The organism is Pseudomonas sp. B1(2018), assembly GCF_003097365.1.
GTDB lineage: Bacteria > Pseudomonadota > Gammaproteobacteria > Pseudomonadales > Pseudomonadaceae > Aquipseudomonas > Aquipseudomonas laurylsulfatiphila.
The window spans coordinates 44,029-59,347 of sequence record NZ_PYUK01000029.1 but is presented as its reverse complement, the minus strand read 5'-3'; the positions used below and the strand labels follow the sequence as shown (position 1 = coordinate 59,347).

14 protein-coding genes are annotated in these 15,319 nt (G+C 60.8%); 3 read left to right on the top strand and 11 right to left on the bottom strand.

Annotated elements, in window-relative coordinates:
• Positions 1–482: 482 nt before the first annotated feature.
• Entirely contained in the window at positions 483–2,495 is a 2,013-nt protein-coding gene (ligD, locus tag C9422_RS30200; RefSeq protein WP_116583170.1) for a DNA ligase D, read from the top strand.
• Between the two features lie 148 nt (positions 2,496–2,643).
• Here the strand turns inward: ligD and C9422_RS30195 are convergent, their stop codons facing one another.
• From C9422_RS30195 to potE, 8 genes are all read right to left on the bottom strand, one after another.
• Positions 2,644–3,318: a DUF3313 domain-containing protein gene (locus C9422_RS30195; protein WP_116583169.1), complete on the bottom strand. Its 675-nt coding sequence runs from the start codon at positions 3,316–3,318 to the stop codon at positions 2,644–2,646.
• Between the two features lie 50 nt (positions 3,319–3,368).
• On the bottom strand, positions 3,369–4,637 hold the full coding sequence (locus tag C9422_RS30190) for an OmpP1/FadL family transporter (protein WP_116583168.1): 1,269 nt from the start codon (positions 4,635–4,637) through the stop codon (positions 3,369–3,371).
• A 70-nt stretch (positions 4,638–4,707) separates the two neighbouring features.
• The gene (locus C9422_RS30185; RefSeq protein ID WP_116583167.1) at positions 4,708–6,321 is read right to left on the bottom strand and encodes an arylsulfatase; all 1,614 of its coding nucleotides are present in this window, start codon (positions 6,319–6,321) and stop codon (positions 4,708–4,710) included.
• 217 nt (positions 6,322–6,538) lie between these two features.
• Positions 6,539–6,817 carry a DUF3303 domain-containing protein gene (locus tag C9422_RS30180; protein ID WP_116583166.1) on the bottom strand — a complete coding sequence of 93 codons (279 nt, stop codon included), beginning with the start codon at positions 6,815–6,817 and terminating at the stop codon, positions 6,539–6,541.
• A gap of 202 nt (positions 6,818–7,019) precedes the next feature.
• Positions 7,020–7,559 (bottom strand): HD domain-containing protein, encoded by a 540-nt coding sequence (locus C9422_RS30175; protein ID WP_116583165.1) that lies wholly within the window; start codon positions 7,557–7,559, stop codon positions 7,020–7,022.
• On the bottom strand, positions 7,559–7,960 hold the full coding sequence (locus C9422_RS30170; protein WP_015094584.1) for a hypothetical protein: 402 nt from the start codon (positions 7,958–7,960) through the stop codon (positions 7,559–7,561). Before C9422_RS30170 ends, C9422_RS30175 begins: the two co-directional genes overlap by 1 nt.
• A gap of 185 nt (positions 7,961–8,145) precedes the next feature.
• Positions 8,146–10,431 (bottom strand): Orn/Lys/Arg decarboxylase N-terminal domain-containing protein, encoded by a 2,286-nt coding sequence (locus tag C9422_RS30165; RefSeq protein ID WP_007978079.1) that lies wholly within the window; start codon positions 10,429–10,431, stop codon positions 8,146–8,148.
• Positions 10,428–11,837, bottom strand: coding sequence for a putrescine-ornithine antiporter (gene potE / locus C9422_RS30160; protein ID WP_116583164.1), 1,410 nt, complete (start codon positions 11,835–11,837; stop codon positions 10,428–10,430). The genes C9422_RS30165 and potE overlap by 4 nt, the downstream gene beginning before the upstream one ends.
• Positions 11,838–12,020: 183 nt before the next feature.
• Here potE and C9422_RS30155 point away from each other — a divergent pair, with 183 nt between their 5' ends.
• Both C9422_RS30155 and C9422_RS30150 read left to right on the top strand, forming a co-directional pair.
• Positions 12,021–12,350: a hypothetical protein gene (locus C9422_RS30155; RefSeq protein WP_007978083.1), complete on the top strand. Its 330-nt coding sequence runs from the start codon at positions 12,021–12,023 to the stop codon at positions 12,348–12,350.
• A gap of 123 nt (positions 12,351–12,473) precedes the next feature.
• Positions 12,474–12,890 carry an organic hydroperoxide resistance protein gene (locus tag C9422_RS30150; protein WP_095968188.1) on the top strand — a complete coding sequence of 139 codons (417 nt, stop codon included), beginning with the start codon at positions 12,474–12,476 and terminating at the stop codon, positions 12,888–12,890.
• 110 nt (positions 12,891–13,000) lie between these two features.
• On the opposite strand, the gene C9422_RS30145 is transcribed toward C9422_RS30150, so the two are convergent.
• The 3 genes from C9422_RS30145 to C9422_RS30130 all read right to left on the bottom strand — a co-directional run bounded on the left by C9422_RS30145 (position 13,001) and on the right by C9422_RS30130 (position 15,312).
• Positions 13,001–13,510 carry a copper chaperone PCu(A)C gene (locus tag C9422_RS30145; protein ID WP_116583163.1) on the bottom strand — a complete coding sequence of 170 codons (510 nt, stop codon included), beginning with the start codon at positions 13,508–13,510 and terminating at the stop codon, positions 13,001–13,003.
• Between the two features lies 1 nt (position 13,511).
• The gene (locus C9422_RS30140) at positions 13,512–14,117 is read right to left on the bottom strand and encodes an SCO family protein (protein WP_116583162.1); all 606 of its coding nucleotides are present in this window, start codon (positions 14,115–14,117) and stop codon (positions 13,512–13,514) included.
• Positions 14,118–14,427: 310 nt separating this feature from the next.
• Positions 14,428–15,312 carry a ChaN family lipoprotein gene (locus C9422_RS30130; protein WP_116583161.1) on the bottom strand — a complete coding sequence of 295 codons (885 nt, stop codon included), beginning with the start codon at positions 15,310–15,312 and terminating at the stop codon, positions 14,428–14,430.
• Positions 15,313–15,319 lie beyond the last annotated feature (7 nt).

Here is a 15,319-nt window from a genome sequence, read left to right as displayed (position 1 = left end):
CCATCGCGAGCATGCTCGCTCCCACAGGTTGATCCGCGCCGAGCGCAGAGGCTGTGTGCGCTGAAAGTCATTGTGGGAGCTAGCCTGCTCGCGAAGCGGTCATCACAGTCAACATCCTTGGCGCCTGACCCACCGCCATCGCGAGCAAGCTCGCTCCCACAGGTTGATCCGCGCCGAACGCAGAGGCTGTGTGCGCTGAAAGTCATTGTGGGAGCTAGCCTGCTCGCGAAGCGGTCATCACAGTCAACATCCTTGGCGCCTGACCCACCGCCATCGCGAGCAAGCTCGCTCCCACAGGTTGGTCCGCGCCGAGAACAGAAGCTGTGTACGCTGAAAGTCATTGTGGGAGCGCCGCCCCCCCCCGAGTCACAAGCCCGTCCGTCCGGGCCTTTTCAATGCCGATTGAATTATTGTGCCGCTCGCCGGCTCTGCTTGGTTAAGAGACGTTTGCATCCGACGTCCTGGCGCGAAGCAGGTGAGCCATGCCCCGCAACCTCGATGACAGGCGCGATTTTTCGGCGACTGGCGAGCCAGCCGCCAAACGCTCGAGCAAGGAAAAACCATCGCCACTGACCGGCGCCCGCAAAGCCAGGTTGCCGGACCTGCTCAAGCCGCAATTGGCGACGCTGGTGGACAGGGTCCCGGACGGCGCGTGGAGCTACGAAATCAAGTTCGACGGCTACCGGATCATGGCCCGCATCGACCAAGGGGAGGTCAGGCTGATCACCCGCAATGGCCACGACTGGACCCACAAACTGCCAGGACAGGTCCAGGCCCTGGCCGCGCTGGGCCTGGAATCGGCGTGGCTCGATGGTGAAATGGTGGTGGCCGACGACCAGGGTGTGCCGGACTTTCAAGCGCTGCAAAACGCCTTCGAGGCGCAGCACAGCGACGGCATTCTCTACTACCTGTTCGACCTGCCGTACCTCAATGGCGTGGACTTGCGCGAAGTGCCGGTCGAAGAACGTCGGGCCGCGCTGGCGACTGTGCTCAAGGCCAATGACCAGCCGCTGCTGCGCTTCTCCGAGTCGTTTGGCGAGGAGCCGCAAGCCTTGTTCGACAGCGCCTGCCGGATGCGCATGGAAGGCTTGATCGGCAAGCGAGTTGGATCGCCCTATGTCTCCCGGCGCAGCAGCGACTGGATCAAGCTCAAATGCCAGCATCGGCAGGAGTTCGTCATCGTCGGATTCACCGAGCCGAAAGGCTCGCGCCATGCCTTCGGCGCGCTGCTGCTGGGGCTGCATGACCGCGACAGTGGCGAGTTGCGCTATGCCGGCAAAGTCGGCACCGGGTTTAATGAGGCGACGCTGCGCAGCCTCCATGAGCAGCTCAAGCCGTTGCAGGTTAAAAAGCCGTCGGTGGTCAATCCACCCGGCGGTGCCGAGGCCAGGGATGTGCATTGGCTCAAACCCAAGCTGCTGGCAGAAGTGGCTTTCGCTGAAATGACCCGGGACGGCTCAGTGCGCCATGCTGTTTTCCATGGCCTGCGCGATGACAAACCGGCACACGACATCACCGAGGAGCGCGCGAACACCGTGAAAACCTCCACTGCGAAAAAAACCGCTGCCACACAAAAGAAGCCCGACCCCGCACCCTCGCAAATCGGCCTGGAAGCAGGGCAGGTGCGCATCACTCACCCGGACCGGGTGATCGACCCCGACAGCGGCACCACCAAGCTGCAACTGGCGCAGTACTACGCGAGTGTCGCCGAGTGGATCCTGCCCGAGCTCAAGGATCGCCCGGTGGCACTGGTGCGTGCACCGGACGGTATCGCCGGCGAGCTGTTTTTCCAGAAAAATGCCGAGCACCTGGCGATCCCCGGCATCGTCACGCTGGACAAGCAGCTCACCGGTCAGCCGATGATGCTGATCAACAATGCCGAGGCGCTGATCGGCGCGGTGCAGATGAGTACCGTGGAGTTGCATACCTGGAACGCAACGTCGGTCAACTTCGACAAGCCGGACCGTTTTGTCCTCGACCTTGACCCGGACCCGGCGCTGCCATGGAAACGCATGATCGAGGCCACTGAGCTGACGCTGTCGGTGCTGGATGAATTGGGGCTCAAGGCGTTTCTGAAAACCAGCGGCGGCAAGGGCATCCATGTGGTGGTACCGCTGACCCGCAAGCTCGGCTGGGATGAGGTCAAGGACTTCAGCCATGCCATTGTCAGTCACATGGCCAGGCTGCTGCCCGAGCGTTTTTCGGCAGTGTCGGGACCGAAGAACCGGGTCGGACGGATCTTCATCGATTACCTGCGCAACGGCCTGGGCGCGACCACCATCTGCGCCTACGCCGTCCGTACCCGTGAGGGCCTGCCGGTGTCGATGCCGATCTTTCGCCAAGAGGTTGCCGAACTCAAGGGCGGCAATCAGTGGAACCTGCACAACGCGCTTGAACGCCTGGCTGAAGTTGGTGATGAGCCTTGGGCGGACCTGCGCAAGACCCGGCAGGCGATCACTGCCGAAATGCGCCGGCGGGTGGGGATGAAGAAGTGACCGCAAGGATCAGGAAGGCCCCCTCATGTGGCGAAGGAGCTTGCTCCCGCTCGACTGCGCAGCAGTCGCAAAACATGTCGTAACCGACAGTCCTGGGGCCGCTACGCAGTCCGGCGCGAGCAAGCTCGCTCGCCACAAGGGGGGGGTGTTACTTGAGGAAGGCCTGGAAGTCGGTACCCAGTTTGTCGATCGCCGCCTTGAAGTCCTTGGCGGTAATCTTCTGGCTTTCATTTTCCAGGGTAGTGCCAAACACCTTGCGCACCACTTTGGCCACGGTCTGATTGCTCTTCGCGTCGATGAACTCGGCTTCGATGAACAGGGTGGTGTCCTGGTCACGGTGACCGGTGGCTGCCTGGGTGGCCCCGACGACGGCCGCAATGGGGACCACTTCATACCACTTCATGCCTTCGTTCTCGGCGTTCACCCCGGTAATCGCCGCGCGCATGATCAGGGGCCGGGAACCCGCCGGAGCGGCCGAAGGGGACGACACCACACGGTATTTCTGACCCAGCGTGGCCTTGGCCTTGTTGGTCATGTAGTTCTGAATGTCGGTGAGCGTCTGCTGGTTGACCCGCTCATCGGGTTTGGGCGCCGGGTACAGTTCCAGCTTGTTGAACACCACGGTGTCATACGCATTCGGGTTCCACGAAGGGCTGACCCAGCGCATCGCGGTGCCACCGCTCGGCGTTTCGACTTCCTGCAGGTTGTTGTAGTTGGACAGGAAGCCTGAGTACTGTTCCTTCTCAGTCACTTTCGAGGTGCAGCCGCCTAGCAACAGGCTTGCCAGCGCAGCGCCGACCAGCAGTTTTCGGGACAGATTCATAGTGGTGTCTACTCCTTGGATAAAATCGTCGTTCTTTCGTTTACAAGACATCAAAATCGCCAGGTCATGTTCCCGCTCAGGGCTTGAATCCAGGCATTGTCGAACTCACCGGAAATTTGATTGCCGGATACGGACTTGGTCTGGTCAACCGGCATGTCGCCGAGCCAGACCATGGCCCAGCTGACGTTGATATCGGTGTCCTTGTTCAGAGCATAGGTGGCTCCTGTCGCAATGCGCCAGGATTCGTTCATCGGCACGATCACGCTGCGGTTACCGTCCGACACGGCACTGCTGTCGTACGCCACACCGACGTTCCACAGCCATTGCTCGGTGGCCTGGTATTGCGCCCCCAGGGACAGGTGCCAGGTGTCCTTGAAGCCGGCGTCGATCGTTTTCGATTGCGCACCGACTGCGGTGGTGTCGACCTGTACGCCGATGTCACCGAATTCCGACCAGTCCTGCCAGTTGACCGAGGCCAGCAAGGCCCATTGCCGGTCCAGTTGCTGGAACAGGCTCAGGGTGACGGTTTGCGGCACCTTCACATCGAGTTCGGTCTTGGTGTTGTTGACGCGTTCGAGCAGTCGGCCATCGCCTTTCACATCCAGCCGGTCCTCGAAGTCCAGATCGACCTGGCTGGTGTAGGTCAGGCCAATGCGCGTGCCGGCTTGCGGGGCGTAGATCACGCCGACATTCGCCCCGAAGCCCCAATCCTGGTCCTTGTACTTGAATTGGCCATCGGTGCGGTCGGTAAAGCCGAATGGCGAGCGGTCAATCGCGGTCTGGGCTTGCAGCATGCCGTACATGGCCTTTACGCCCAGACCCACCGACCACTGCTCGTTGAAGCGATAAGCCACGCTCGGCACCATCGACAGGCCTAGAAGGCTGGCGTTTTGCGAGAAGTAGCGTCCGGACCAATCGTTGTCGTAGTTGACCGCCAACCCGAAGTCGCCGTACTGGCCGAAACCGACGCTCCAGTGTTCGTCCAGTTCATGGCTGATGAAGAAGCTGCCGCCGGGAATCGGGTCGAGGGCGTTGCCACTGCCGCTGCCCGGGGTGTTGGTGCCAGCGTCGCGGTCGAAGCTCAAATCGCCGTACAGCACCTGCAAGCCGGCGGTGATTTGCGTGCCTGGCAGGTAGCTCATGCCCGCCGGGTTGCTGGCGATGGTCGAGGGGCCTTGGGCGCGGGCAGCGGCACCGGCGTTGGCCAGGCCAGCGTTATCAGTGCCGATTTCGTAAAGCATGATGCCGCCGGCCCAGGCCTGTTGGCAGCAAAGGGCGAGTAGCGTACAGGCGGGTAGGGCCAGTGTGCTTGTGCGCATGTAACTACCTCAGCAAATGTCCATTTCGAATGTGGGTGGCCTGTGCCGGCCACCCATGGTTTCGGCTGTTTTACTTGGCCATGGCTGCCCGGGCCGCTTCGATCTTGGCCTTGACCGCTTCAAGATTGAAGCTCGCGCCTTTCTGCATTGGCGGAAACTCCACGGCTGTTTCGGCCAGTTTGACCACTTGTTGCTGCACAAACACATAGCGCCAGAACTGGAATTTGAACCACTCGAAATACTCCAGCGAACCATTGGCTGCCATATTCTCCGGCCATCCGGCACGTTCGAACGGATCGAGACGCAGGTTAGTCAGGATCGGCATGTCCAGCGTGACCTTGGCGCCCAGCCAGCCCCCGGGCTGATCGATGAAGCGGTACTTGAAGTCATCGATGCGGATCGCACCCAGGGTGCTCTCTCCAAAGTAGAAGATTTCATGCCGGTTCGACGGACCTTTTCCGGTGATCATTGGTGTTTGATCATAGCCGTCCAGGTGAACTTTGTAGGTGGTATCACCCAATTGTTTGCCCTTGAGCAGTTCCGTTGTGATGTTCGGGTTGCCCGCCGCTGCGACCAGGGTCGGGAACCAGTCCATGCCGGACATGATGCCGTTGGCGACCTGGTTGGCCGGCACCTTGCCCGGCCAGCGAATGATCGCCGGCACGCGGAAGCCACCTTCCATCACCGTGCCTTTGCCCATGGCGAACGGGGTGGTGCCGCCGTCCGGCCAGGTGAAGTTTTCCGCACCATTGTCGGTGGTGAAAATGACGATGGTGTTGTCGTCCATGCCGTCTTTTTTCAGCTTCGCCATGACTTCGCCGACGATGTCATCGAGCTGCGCCATGCCGGCTTCCTGTTCCGACCAGCCATTTTGCGCATTGCGCATGGCTTCGTACTTGTCGGACAGGTGCGTGACGATGTGCATGCGGGTCGGGTTGAGCCAGACGAAGAACGGTTTGTTGTCCTGCTTGGCCTTGTCGATGAACGAGAAGGCCTTGTCGCGAATTTCGTCGTCGATGGTTTTCATCCGCTCTGGATAGAGCGTGCCGGCGTCTTCGATTTTCTGCTTGCCGACCTTGCCCCAGCGCGGCATCACAGTGGTGTCATCAGTGGCGGTGGCCCAGCTGTGGACCATGTTGCGCGGGCCCACGGTGGCGAGCAGGTCTTGCGGATAGTTGGGGTGCGCCGGGTCTTCCATTGCGTCGAGGTGGTAGAGGTAGCCGAAGAATTCGTCGAAGCCGTGCACGGTGGGCAGGAACTCGTTCAAGTCGCCCAGGTGGTTCTTGCCGAACTGGCCGGTGGCATATCCCATGGCCTTGAGCGCGGTCGCGATGGTGACGGCTTCGGCGGGAATACCCACGGGCGAGCCGGCCTGGCCGACAGTGGTCATGCCGGTGCGAATCGGCAGTTCGCCGGTGATGAAATTGGCGCGACCGGCCGTGCAACTGGCCTCGGCGTAATAGTCGGTGAAGCGCATGCCTTCAGCGGCGAGTTGGTCGAGGTTGGGTGTTCTGCCAGCCATCATGCCCTGGTTGTAGACGCCGATATTCGACCAGCCGATATCGTCGCCCATGATCACCAGGATGTTGGGGGCTTTGTCGGCGGCCAGGGTCAGGCCGGGAATCGCCATTGCAGACAGCAACAGCGGTACCGCAAACATCGAGGATAAGGTTGTCCGGTTCATGTCGAGCTCCTGCGTACTTGCGTGAGTACAGAGAGACGCGCCCCCAGACGCCATTCAAATTCGTAATCCCCCGCCAAGAGCGTAGGTTTGAATGGCGAAATATCCAGTATTGGATAGTCAGAAAGTGAGTGTTTCAGGCGCTTTGCACTTCAATGGCGTACCGGTCAATGCGCGGGTCGAGTCGGGCGGCGAGCGATACTCGCCGCCTCCATCGTGATTACCGGGCGGCAGTGGCGGCCAGCAAGGGTGCCATTTGCTCATCGGTCAATGCGGCGTGCACGTCCATGCTCATCAGGTCGTTCCACTCCAGCACCCACTTTTGAATCGGCACCAGATCACTCGCCTCGGCAATGCCGAAGCCGGCCGAACTCCCTACGGCGTGCCAGCGTCCGTGCATGGTGACGCCTGCGGGCGGCGCGCCACCGGTCTTGAGGAAACGTGCGATTGCGGCATCACGGTTGTCCGGGCTGATTGTCCAACTGACGATGAATAACATCGGCCACCTCCTGTTGCGCATCGGCACCTGTTGTTGCGCGTACCTGGCTGGCGCCGGGGCCGTGGCCACGCTTGGGTTCCCAGTCCTGTCCTGGCTGGCTTGCAGCGAAATCTCCCAAGGAAGGCATAGCAGTGCGCCGCGACTCACGTACGACCGCTGATCCTGTTCCGGTGCACTTTCGAGGGGCTGACAGATGCCTGTTTCACCAGCGAAACATGGGCAGCGGCCGTAGCGGCGAGCGGAGCAATTGGCGGGCTGAAAGCTTCATCAGCATCGAGTGAAAACCGTGATCGGGGAAGGTCGACTGCACGGTCTTGATGAAGCTTCGGGGCAGGCCGAAGCGGACCAGGCCCAGGGACACATCCACCAGGTCGGCCCGGCGGAAGGGTTCGACGCTGTCGGCACAAGCGCCGCGATACCGGCGCAGCTTGTGGTGCTCGAGTATCAACGCACTGACTTCATCTTTGAGTTGCGAGCGTTGTCGGCTGTCGAGATATTCAGTGGCCAGCGCAATGGACGGCGGCAGGTAGTCAAGGGTGTCATCGGTCCAGATACCCAGGTCATGAAACGCCGCTGCGATCTGTACGGCATCCGGGGGCAAGCCTTCGGTGCCGCTGAGGGCCGCATGGAAATTCAGCACCCGGTAAATGTGGTTGCGGTAGCCCTGCAGGTCGGCACCGATGGCCAGGGCGAACGAGGTGAGGATCTCGTCGGTGAGGGGGAATTCGAGAATGGGCTTCATCAGGCATCACGCAACAGGTCGTTGGCATTGAGCAGCTCGTAGGCAATCTCCGGGCGCTTTTCCATGGCTCGGCGAATGGCGGCCGGGATGTTGGCGCGGGTCTTGCGGCACAGCCCCGGCAGTTCGCCGATCTGGATGCCGATGCCGCGCATGGTGCGCACCTCATTGAAGCCGGGGGCGATGTCCACGCGGATGCCCAACTGTTCGAGCATACGCCGTTGCAGGTGCTCCAGATCGCTCAGGCTCTGCAGATTTTCCAGGCGTTCGATCAGGCGTTTTTCTTCGTTGCGGGTCAGAAACAGTATGCGCAGGTCCGCCCCCGGTGTTTCCAGCAACGGGTCACGCCCGCAGTCGCAGGCGCCGGGCGGGCAGGGTGAGCGAATTGGAGCGGTGGTGGTCATGGGGATCAATCATAGAGCGCGGTGATTGAGTTTGCCCATAGGGATTTTGGTGTGAAGACGATCTAAAAAATGTGGGAGCGGGCTTGCTCGCGAAAGCGTCCTGTCATTCGACAATTGCGTCGACTGACACTACGCCTTCGCGAGCAAGCCCGCTCCCACAGGGGGGGGCGGTGAGCCTGCTGGACTTACTTCAGTACCAGCATCCGATAAACGCCATCCTCAACCTCGATCCCATGGGTGTCATGGGTGAAGCCGGGGAAGGATTTGTCGAAGGCTTCCAGTGCCTTGAGATACGCCAGCAGCGGACCGTCCGCGGGGCCTGCGTTCTCACCTGGCATGAGCAACGGGATGCCTGGCGGATACGGCACGATACCGGTGGCGGCAAGGCGTCCGGCGGCTTGCTCGAGGGTGACCAGTTCGATGTCGTTGCGCACCAGTTTCTCGTAGGCCTCCACCGGGCTGAATTCGGCTTTTGGCAAGGTGCCGAAAGCCTGGGACATGTTGGCGGTGGTTTTGTGTTTCTTCATGGCGGCGAAGATTTCGTCGGCCAGATCCTTGAGGCCCATGCCGGCGTAGCGTCGCTGGTTGGCGTTGTACAGGTCGGGCAGGCACAGCTCCAGCTCGGCGTTGTCGTCGTAGTCGCGCTTGAAGTCGAGCAGGGCGTTGAGCAGCGTGCCCCACTTGCCTTTGGTGATACCGATGGAGAACAGGAACAGGATGGTGAAGTCGGTGGTTTTCTCGACCACGATACCCTGGCGGCCCAGGTACGCCGTGATCACACAGGCCGGGATACCGGAGGCGAGCAGGTTGCCGTCGTCGCCCATGCCCGGGGCAAGTACCGACACCTTGATCGGGTCGAGCATGCAGTAGCCGTCTTCGATGTCGCCGAAACCGTGCCATACCGCGTTCGGGTGCAGGACCCAGCAGTTCGGGTCGGTTTTCAGCGTAACCGGATCGACCTCATGGAACGGCACGGTCGCGGCGCCCACCTGTACGGTCGGCGGCTGCCAGCAGGTGAAGAACCAATCGTCCTTGCTCAGCATCTCGTTGTGCATGCGCGAGAGAACCTGGCGGAAGCTGATGGCTTCTTCGATCGACTCGCTGGTGAGGATCTGTCCGCTCGGCGCTTCCATCATCGCCGAGCTGACGTCGCAGGACGCCATGATCGCGTAGTTCGGCGAGGTCGAGGCGTGCATCATGTACGACTCGTTGAAGCGCGCATGTTCAATCGGGTTACGGCCGTCGCGCACGTGGATCATCGAGGCCTGGGACAGGGCGGCCAGCAGCTTGTGGGTCGACTGGGTGGCGAACACGGTGGGCTTGGACTTGTCATGGTCGGCCGGGTTGCCGTGCATGGCATGGCGTCCGCTGTACAGCGGGTTGAAGCGCGCATAACCGTACCAGGCTTCGTCGAAGTGCAGGCGGTCGACGCTTTCGCCCAGCAACTCTTCGACGCGGGTGACGTTGTAGGTCAGGCCGTCGTAGGTCGAGTTGGTGACAATCGCGTGCACCGGCGTCGGGTCGATGCCTTTCTTGACCAGCGGGTTGTTGGCGATGGCGGCTTTCACGCCTTCGGCGCTCAGGGTCTGCGGCAGGATCGGGCCGATGATGCCGTAGCGGTTGCGGGTCGGCACCAGGTAGGTCGGAATCGCCCCGGACAGGGTCATCGCATGCTCGGCGGACTTGTGGCAATTGCGGTCGCACAGGGCGATCTGGTTGCGCGTGACGCTGGCCATGAGAATGACGCGGTTGGACATCGACGAACCGTTGGTCACGTAGTACGTGCGGTGCGCACCGAAGACCTTGGCGGCATAACGTTCGCCCTGGCCGATGGGGCCGCTGTGATCGAGCAGGGAGCCCAGTTCGCCGACCGAGATCGACAGGTCGGAACGCAGCAGGTTTTCACCGAAGAACTCGTAGAAGGCGCGCCCGGCAGTGCTCTTGAGAAACGCGGTGCCGCCGGCATGGCCCGGGGTGTGCCAGGAGTATTCATAGGTGCGGGCAAATTTCACCAGCGCGCCGAACATCGGTGGCAGGGCCGCCTGACGATAGCGTTCGATGGCGGCCAGGATGCGCCCGCTGAGGAAACCGGTGGTGTCTTCGGGCAGCCAGATGAAGTCGTCGGCGTGTTGCATGACCAGCAACGGAATGCTCGACGCGGTGGTACGGTCACTGATCAGGAACACCGGCACGCGGGTGTTGCGCTCACGCAGTTTGACCAGCAGTTTGATGCAGTCGGCGTGGCCTTCGCTGGTGTCCATTTCCCAGCGGATGAGCACGCACTGGACGGCAGGGTCCGAACGCAGGATTGAAGCAGCATCCGAAAGGCTTTCCGAGGCCAGAACACTGACGCCACGTCCCTCTACATCGTGGACCAGATGATCCAGGGCGCGGCCAAACACGGTTCGTTTGTCCGGTGGACTGCTGACCAGTAGCGCCAGCATGCCCAGCGAATGTTTATAGTCCGTCATGCTTGAGTCTCCAGAGTGGCTTTATTCAGATTGTTCACCGGCACTGGCGCGGCAGTGAGGTGCTGCGCGCTGACGGTTTGCGTCGGTACGCTGTTGTTGAGTGCTTCGAGGCGGATCAGGCGGTTGTTGACGAAGCCGAACAGGGTGTAGCCGAAGATGGTGGCGACACCACCGAGCATCAGGGCCTGCTCACCGGAGCTGTACAGCGCCAGGTAGCTGTAGGCCGCCGCGATCAGCGCAATGACGTTGGTGGCCAAGGCCTTGCCTTCCGGCACGTTGGAGACTTTCTGCATGGTCATCAGCGCGGCCATGGACAGGATGTACGGCACCAGGTTGGTCACTACCGCGAGGTTGACCAGGGTGTCGAACTGCTTGCTCAGGTCGGGACTGATGGTGAGCAGGGCCAGTGCGGTCTGTGCGGCGAGCAGCACCAGCATGCCGACAATCGGCGTACCTGCCTTGTTGGCCTTGGCGAAGATCGACAGGAAGTAACCGGTGTCGGCCGAGCTTTTGTACACCTGGGCAATGGTGAACTGCCAACCCAGCAACGAACCGATGCAGGCAAGCACCATGGCCGCCATCACGATGTCACCGATCATCGGGGTGAACATCTTGGCGAACACCAGGCCGAACGGCGCGGTGGACGCGACCAGTTCTTCGTTGCCGACGATGCCGAAGATGACGTTGGTGGAGACGATGTAGATCACCGCCGCACCCAGGGTGCCGCCCAGCACCGCAATCGGTACGTTGCGCTCAGGGTTTTCCACCGCGTCGGTGTTGGCGCAAGCCGATTCCAGGCCAAGGAAGGCCCACAGGGTGATCGCCACCGAGGCGCCTGCCGCTTCGAACCAGCTCTTGTCATGAGGGTTCCAGCCAGCGGCGTAGACGCTGCTGTCGAAATAGAACCAGCCCACCGTGGACACCAGCACCACCGGTGCAATCACACCCCAGACCGTGATCGCGCCGATCCGGCCGGTAATGCGCGCGCCGCCAAAGTTGGCGAAGGTCGTGATCCACAACAAGGCAATGGTCGCGAGACCTACCTGCAGTGAATCAAGTTTTATTCCGAACAACGTCTGTATATAGCCAACCGCGGTAATACTGATCGCCACGTTGGCAATCAACAGTGAGAGGCCGTAGGTGTAGTTGGTGATGTAGTTACCGGCTTTACCGAACGTGTATTCGGCATAGCCGCCCATGCCGCCGGTCTTGCGGCTGAGCATCCCGCATCGCGCAAAGGCGTAGGCCAGAGCCAGGGAGCCGGTGGCCGTCACCAGCCAGGAAAGAATCGAAATTGCACCGACTTCCGCTAGTTTCGTCGGTAGTAGCACAATGCCTGAGCCCAACATGTTGACTGCGGTCAACATTGTCAGTTGCCCTACACTCATTTTTTTTGCGACTGACATTCCGTTGCCTCACTTAGTTGGCGATTGAGAGTCTTAGCTATAGCAAAGGATTGAAAACTCGCAAGAAATGGCTTTAGCCATCTCTTTTTTTGCACTCATTTGCAAAAAAGGCACGATGCTGGCCCCCAAGTTAAAAAATCCCCCGCAAAATTAGTTCATTTTCAACTAGTTAGATAGGTCAAGATGCGCAAGGTATGGATCGCGTTAATTCCGCTAGTTGTTGCGGGTATCAGCAACTCGACGCAAGCCAAAGAACTGGCCACCCAGGATCAATACATGTGCAGTTGGGGCGCGGGCACTGCTGCAAGGGCACAGGAACTCAAGCTTTCAGGGGTTTCCCTGTACGCCGCACGGCAGAAAATCCAGGCCTACAAGTTCTCAAAAACATGGATGCGCATGATGGCTCTTGGTATTACAGAGCAAACTTATGACAGTTCGTCGCGATTGAAACCGACGGCTGTGCGGCAAAGCTTTTATGAGGACTGCGTCAGGTACAAGTTGGCGCGCAAATAAGGAAGAAGCGGGCGCCGGTCGGATCGACTGCGGCACGGGCCGGTGACGTCTATATTGATTGACCATCCCGGCGACCGGATGGGGTGTTAAACCGGTTTTCTACAACTCAATCAGGAGGTCAACATGAACCAGATCGATAAAGTGTTGTACACCGCCCAGACCCACACCACCGGCGGGCGTGACGGCGCCTCCCGCAGTTCCGACGGCATCCTCGATGTGAAGCTTTCGTCGCCAGGTGCGGGCGGTGGCGGTACCAACCCCGAGCAATTGTTCGCTGCCGGCTGGTCAGCCTGCTTTATCGGTGCCATGCAAGTGGCAGCCCGGGAAATGAAAGTGGCGTTGCCCAAGGATGTGGCGGTCGATGCGGAAGTCGACCTGGGCACTAATGAAGGCGGCTACCTGCTCCAGGCGCGGCTCAATGTCAGCCTGCCGGGGCTGGACCGTGAAACCGCCCAGAAAATCGTCGACACCGGGCACCAGTACTGCCCGTATTCGAAAGCCACGCGCAACAACATCAACGTTGTGCTCAAGCTCGTTTGAGTTGACGTTTCGATCTAAAAAAAGATCGCAGCCTGCGGCAGCTCCTACACCGATTTCGTAGGAGCTGCCGCAGGCTGCGATCTTTTTGCTGTTGCGAGACTACGGGGAAATCAATTCATCTTGCTGTGATCATGCGCCATGTTGCCGTGATCCATGGTGCCAATCGCCTTGGCAACGGCTTCAACCTGGATCGACTCTTTCTCGCCCTTGGCGTCTTCGACGGTCAGGGTCAGCGGCACCTTGTCGCCTTCCTTGATCTGGCCCGTCAGGTTCATGAGCATGATGTGGTAGCCATTGGGATCCAGGCTCACCGCTTTACCGGCCGGCAGTGCCACGGCGTCCACCTGCTGCATTTTCATCACGTCGTCTTTCATGCTCATTGCATGAATCTGCACCAGAGCTGCCACTGGCGTTTGCACGCTCAACAGTTTGCTGTCGCTGCTTGCGGTGACGGTCATGAAGGCGCCGCTCGACGGCTGGCCGGCTACGGTGGCGCGGACCCAGGCGTCGTCGACCCGAGTTTGTGCCGACGCTTGAAGCGCCAGTCCGACCAGGGACAAGCCCAGTGCCAGTTGCTTGCAGCGTTGCGCGAAACGGTTCTTAGCCTGCGGGGCGTTCATATCAGCAAACCTCCATCACGGTGAGCAGGTCTTCTGCGCACTCTTTGGCCGTCAGGGACGCGGACAGCCCCAGGCGCAGATTGCCCCGGGAGTCGAAGACATAACTGGTCGCGGTATGGGAGAGGGTATAGGTATCGCCGCTCGGGACTTTTTCAAAGAACACGCCGAATTCCTTGGCGGTGGCGGCGGTTTGTTCCAGGGTGCCGTACAGCGCTTCGAAACTCGGGTCGAAAGCCTTGACGTACTTGTCGAGCAGCTCTGGCGTGTCGCGCTCCGGGTCCAGGGTGATGAAGACCACCTGCAGCCTTTCGCCATCGCGGCCCATCAGCTTTTTGGCCTGGGCGGCACGGGCCAGCGTGGTGGGGCACACGGCCGGACACTGGGTGAAGCCGAAGAACACCATTGGCATCAGGCCGCGATAGCTGCCCAGCATCCTGGTTTCGCCCTCGGCGTTCGTGAGCTTGAAGTTACGCCCCATGATCTTGTCGCTGAGGTCTTTGCCGTACTTGAACGACAGCTTGCTGCTGTCGTCGCAACCGGCTAGCAGGCCCAGGCTCAACAGGCCCATGCCTTGCAGGACAGTTCGGCGGGTATACAAAGTACTCATGGAAAAAAGCATCCTGTTGAACAGGCTGAAACTGACAGCGTGATGACTGTACAGACGAAAAAATCGCGGGGATCTTAACAAACTGTGCCGGTAGCGGCGGGGTGGATACGACCATTGGACCGGCGCAGAGGCGTGACATAGTGTCGCGCCGCAGCATGTTCGGCTGAGGGCAATAGTGCTCTTGTGGCGAGGGAGCTTGCTCCCGCTGGGTTGCGTAGCGACCCCAAAAAAGAGGGCCTGCTGCGCAGTCCAGCGGGAGCAAGCTCCCTCGCCACAGGCAAGCCCCCTCGTCACAATGTTTCGGTCGCGTTTATCGACGCAACTTCGCGCAATGATCCTGTTCCGGCTGTGCAGCCGTGTACCACACGTAATCCGCGCTCTCGGCGGTCACGGTCTTGCCCGCTTCGGCGAGGATCAGCACCGCATTGCCTTCACCGGCACCGAGGTCTTTCAAGTGCAGCGGCACCCCGAGATCCTTGCGTACATGAAAGGCCCCGGCCAGCAGCAACGCCGGCGTCGGTGCGGCCATCAGGCGCTCGGCCATGCGCCGGTCGCGTTGTTGCTGCACGGCAAGCATGGCCGGCATTTGTGATTCGGGCAGCAGACCGCAATGGGATTGGCGGATGTCGTCCAGCAAGGTCGCCTGCACCTGTCGGGTGGTGGACGCTGTGCCATCCAACTCAGGGCGCTGTCGGTAGATCTGCATGATCTGCGCGCGGTCCAGATTCGCCGCCAGCAGCGGATAGGGTTGGCGCAGTGCGTAGGTGACAAGGGCACCATAGACGCTCCAGTCCCAATTGGCCTGCCAGGCCAGCGCCTTGAACGCATCGGCCGGCGGCTGGCCAGCGCGGGTCGCGGCTTGTGCGGCATCGACTTTGGCCTGTTGATCGGGATTGAGCATCTCCATCAGCAGGCTGCCCTGGGCACGCTGTGCCGCCAGCTCGCGCAGCAACCATAATTGCAGGGCGTGGTGGTCCGGGTTGTCGTGCTGTTCACCGACCAGAACTCGCGGCGCAACGGCCAGGCGTTCGACCAGTTCCTTTGGTGTCAGCGTGCGACCGCTGGCCAGTTCACGGATGATGCCGAGGTCGGCGTGGTCGCGCCCTTGTGGGGCAATCGGCGCCGGGGGCGGCGTTACAGAATGGGTTTGGCAGGCAGCCAACAGGCTGAACGCACACAGCAACAGAAAGCGCATCGGTTCT

Bases quoted from the DNA above. Each gene is read 5' to 3' on its own strand.
- C9422_RS30150 (WP_095968188.1), top strand. From the start codon at position 12,474: ATGAACCAGATCGATAAAGTGTTGTACACCGCCCAGACCCACACCACC.
- C9422_RS30185 (WP_116583167.1), bottom strand. From the start codon at position 6,321: ATGAACCGGACAACCTTATCCTCGATGTTTGCGGTACCGCTGTTGCTG.
- C9422_RS30180 (WP_116583166.1), bottom strand. From the start codon at position 6,817: ATGTTATTCATCGTCAGTTGGACAATCAGCCCGGACAACCGTGATGCC.
- C9422_RS30170 (WP_015094584.1), bottom strand. From the start codon at position 7,960: ATGACCACCACCGCTCCAATTCGCTCACCCTGCCCGCCCGGCGCCTGC.
- C9422_RS30195 (WP_116583169.1), bottom strand. From the start codon at position 3,318: ATGAATCTGTCCCGAAAACTGCTGGTCGGCGCTGCGCTGGCAAGCCTG.
- C9422_RS30175 (WP_116583165.1), bottom strand. From the start codon at position 7,559: ATGAAGCCCATTCTCGAATTCCCCCTCACCGACGAGATCCTCACCTCG.
- C9422_RS30165 (WP_007978079.1), bottom strand. From the start codon at position 10,431: ATGACGGACTATAAACATTCGCTGGGCATGCTGGCGCTACTGGTCAGC.
- C9422_RS30145 (WP_116583163.1), bottom strand. From the start codon at position 13,510: ATGAACGCCCCGCAGGCTAAGAACCGTTTCGCGCAACGCTGCAAGCAA.
- C9422_RS30155 (WP_007978083.1), top strand. From the start codon at position 12,021: ATGCGCAAGGTATGGATCGCGTTAATTCCGCTAGTTGTTGCGGGTATC.
- potE (WP_116583164.1), bottom strand. From the start codon at position 11,837: ATGTCAGTCGCAAAAAAAATGAGTGTAGGGCAACTGACAATGTTGACC.
- C9422_RS30130 (WP_116583161.1), bottom strand. From the start codon at position 15,312: ATGCGCTTTCTGTTGCTGTGTGCGTTCAGCCTGTTGGCTGCCTGCCAA.
- ligD (WP_116583170.1), top strand. From the start codon at position 483: ATGCCCCGCAACCTCGATGACAGGCGCGATTTTTCGGCGACTGGCGAG.
- C9422_RS30140 (WP_116583162.1), bottom strand. From the start codon at position 14,117: ATGAGTACTTTGTATACCCGCCGAACTGTCCTGCAAGGCATGGGCCTG.
- C9422_RS30190 (WP_116583168.1), bottom strand. From the start codon at position 4,637: ATGCGCACAAGCACACTGGCCCTACCCGCCTGTACGCTACTCGCCCTT.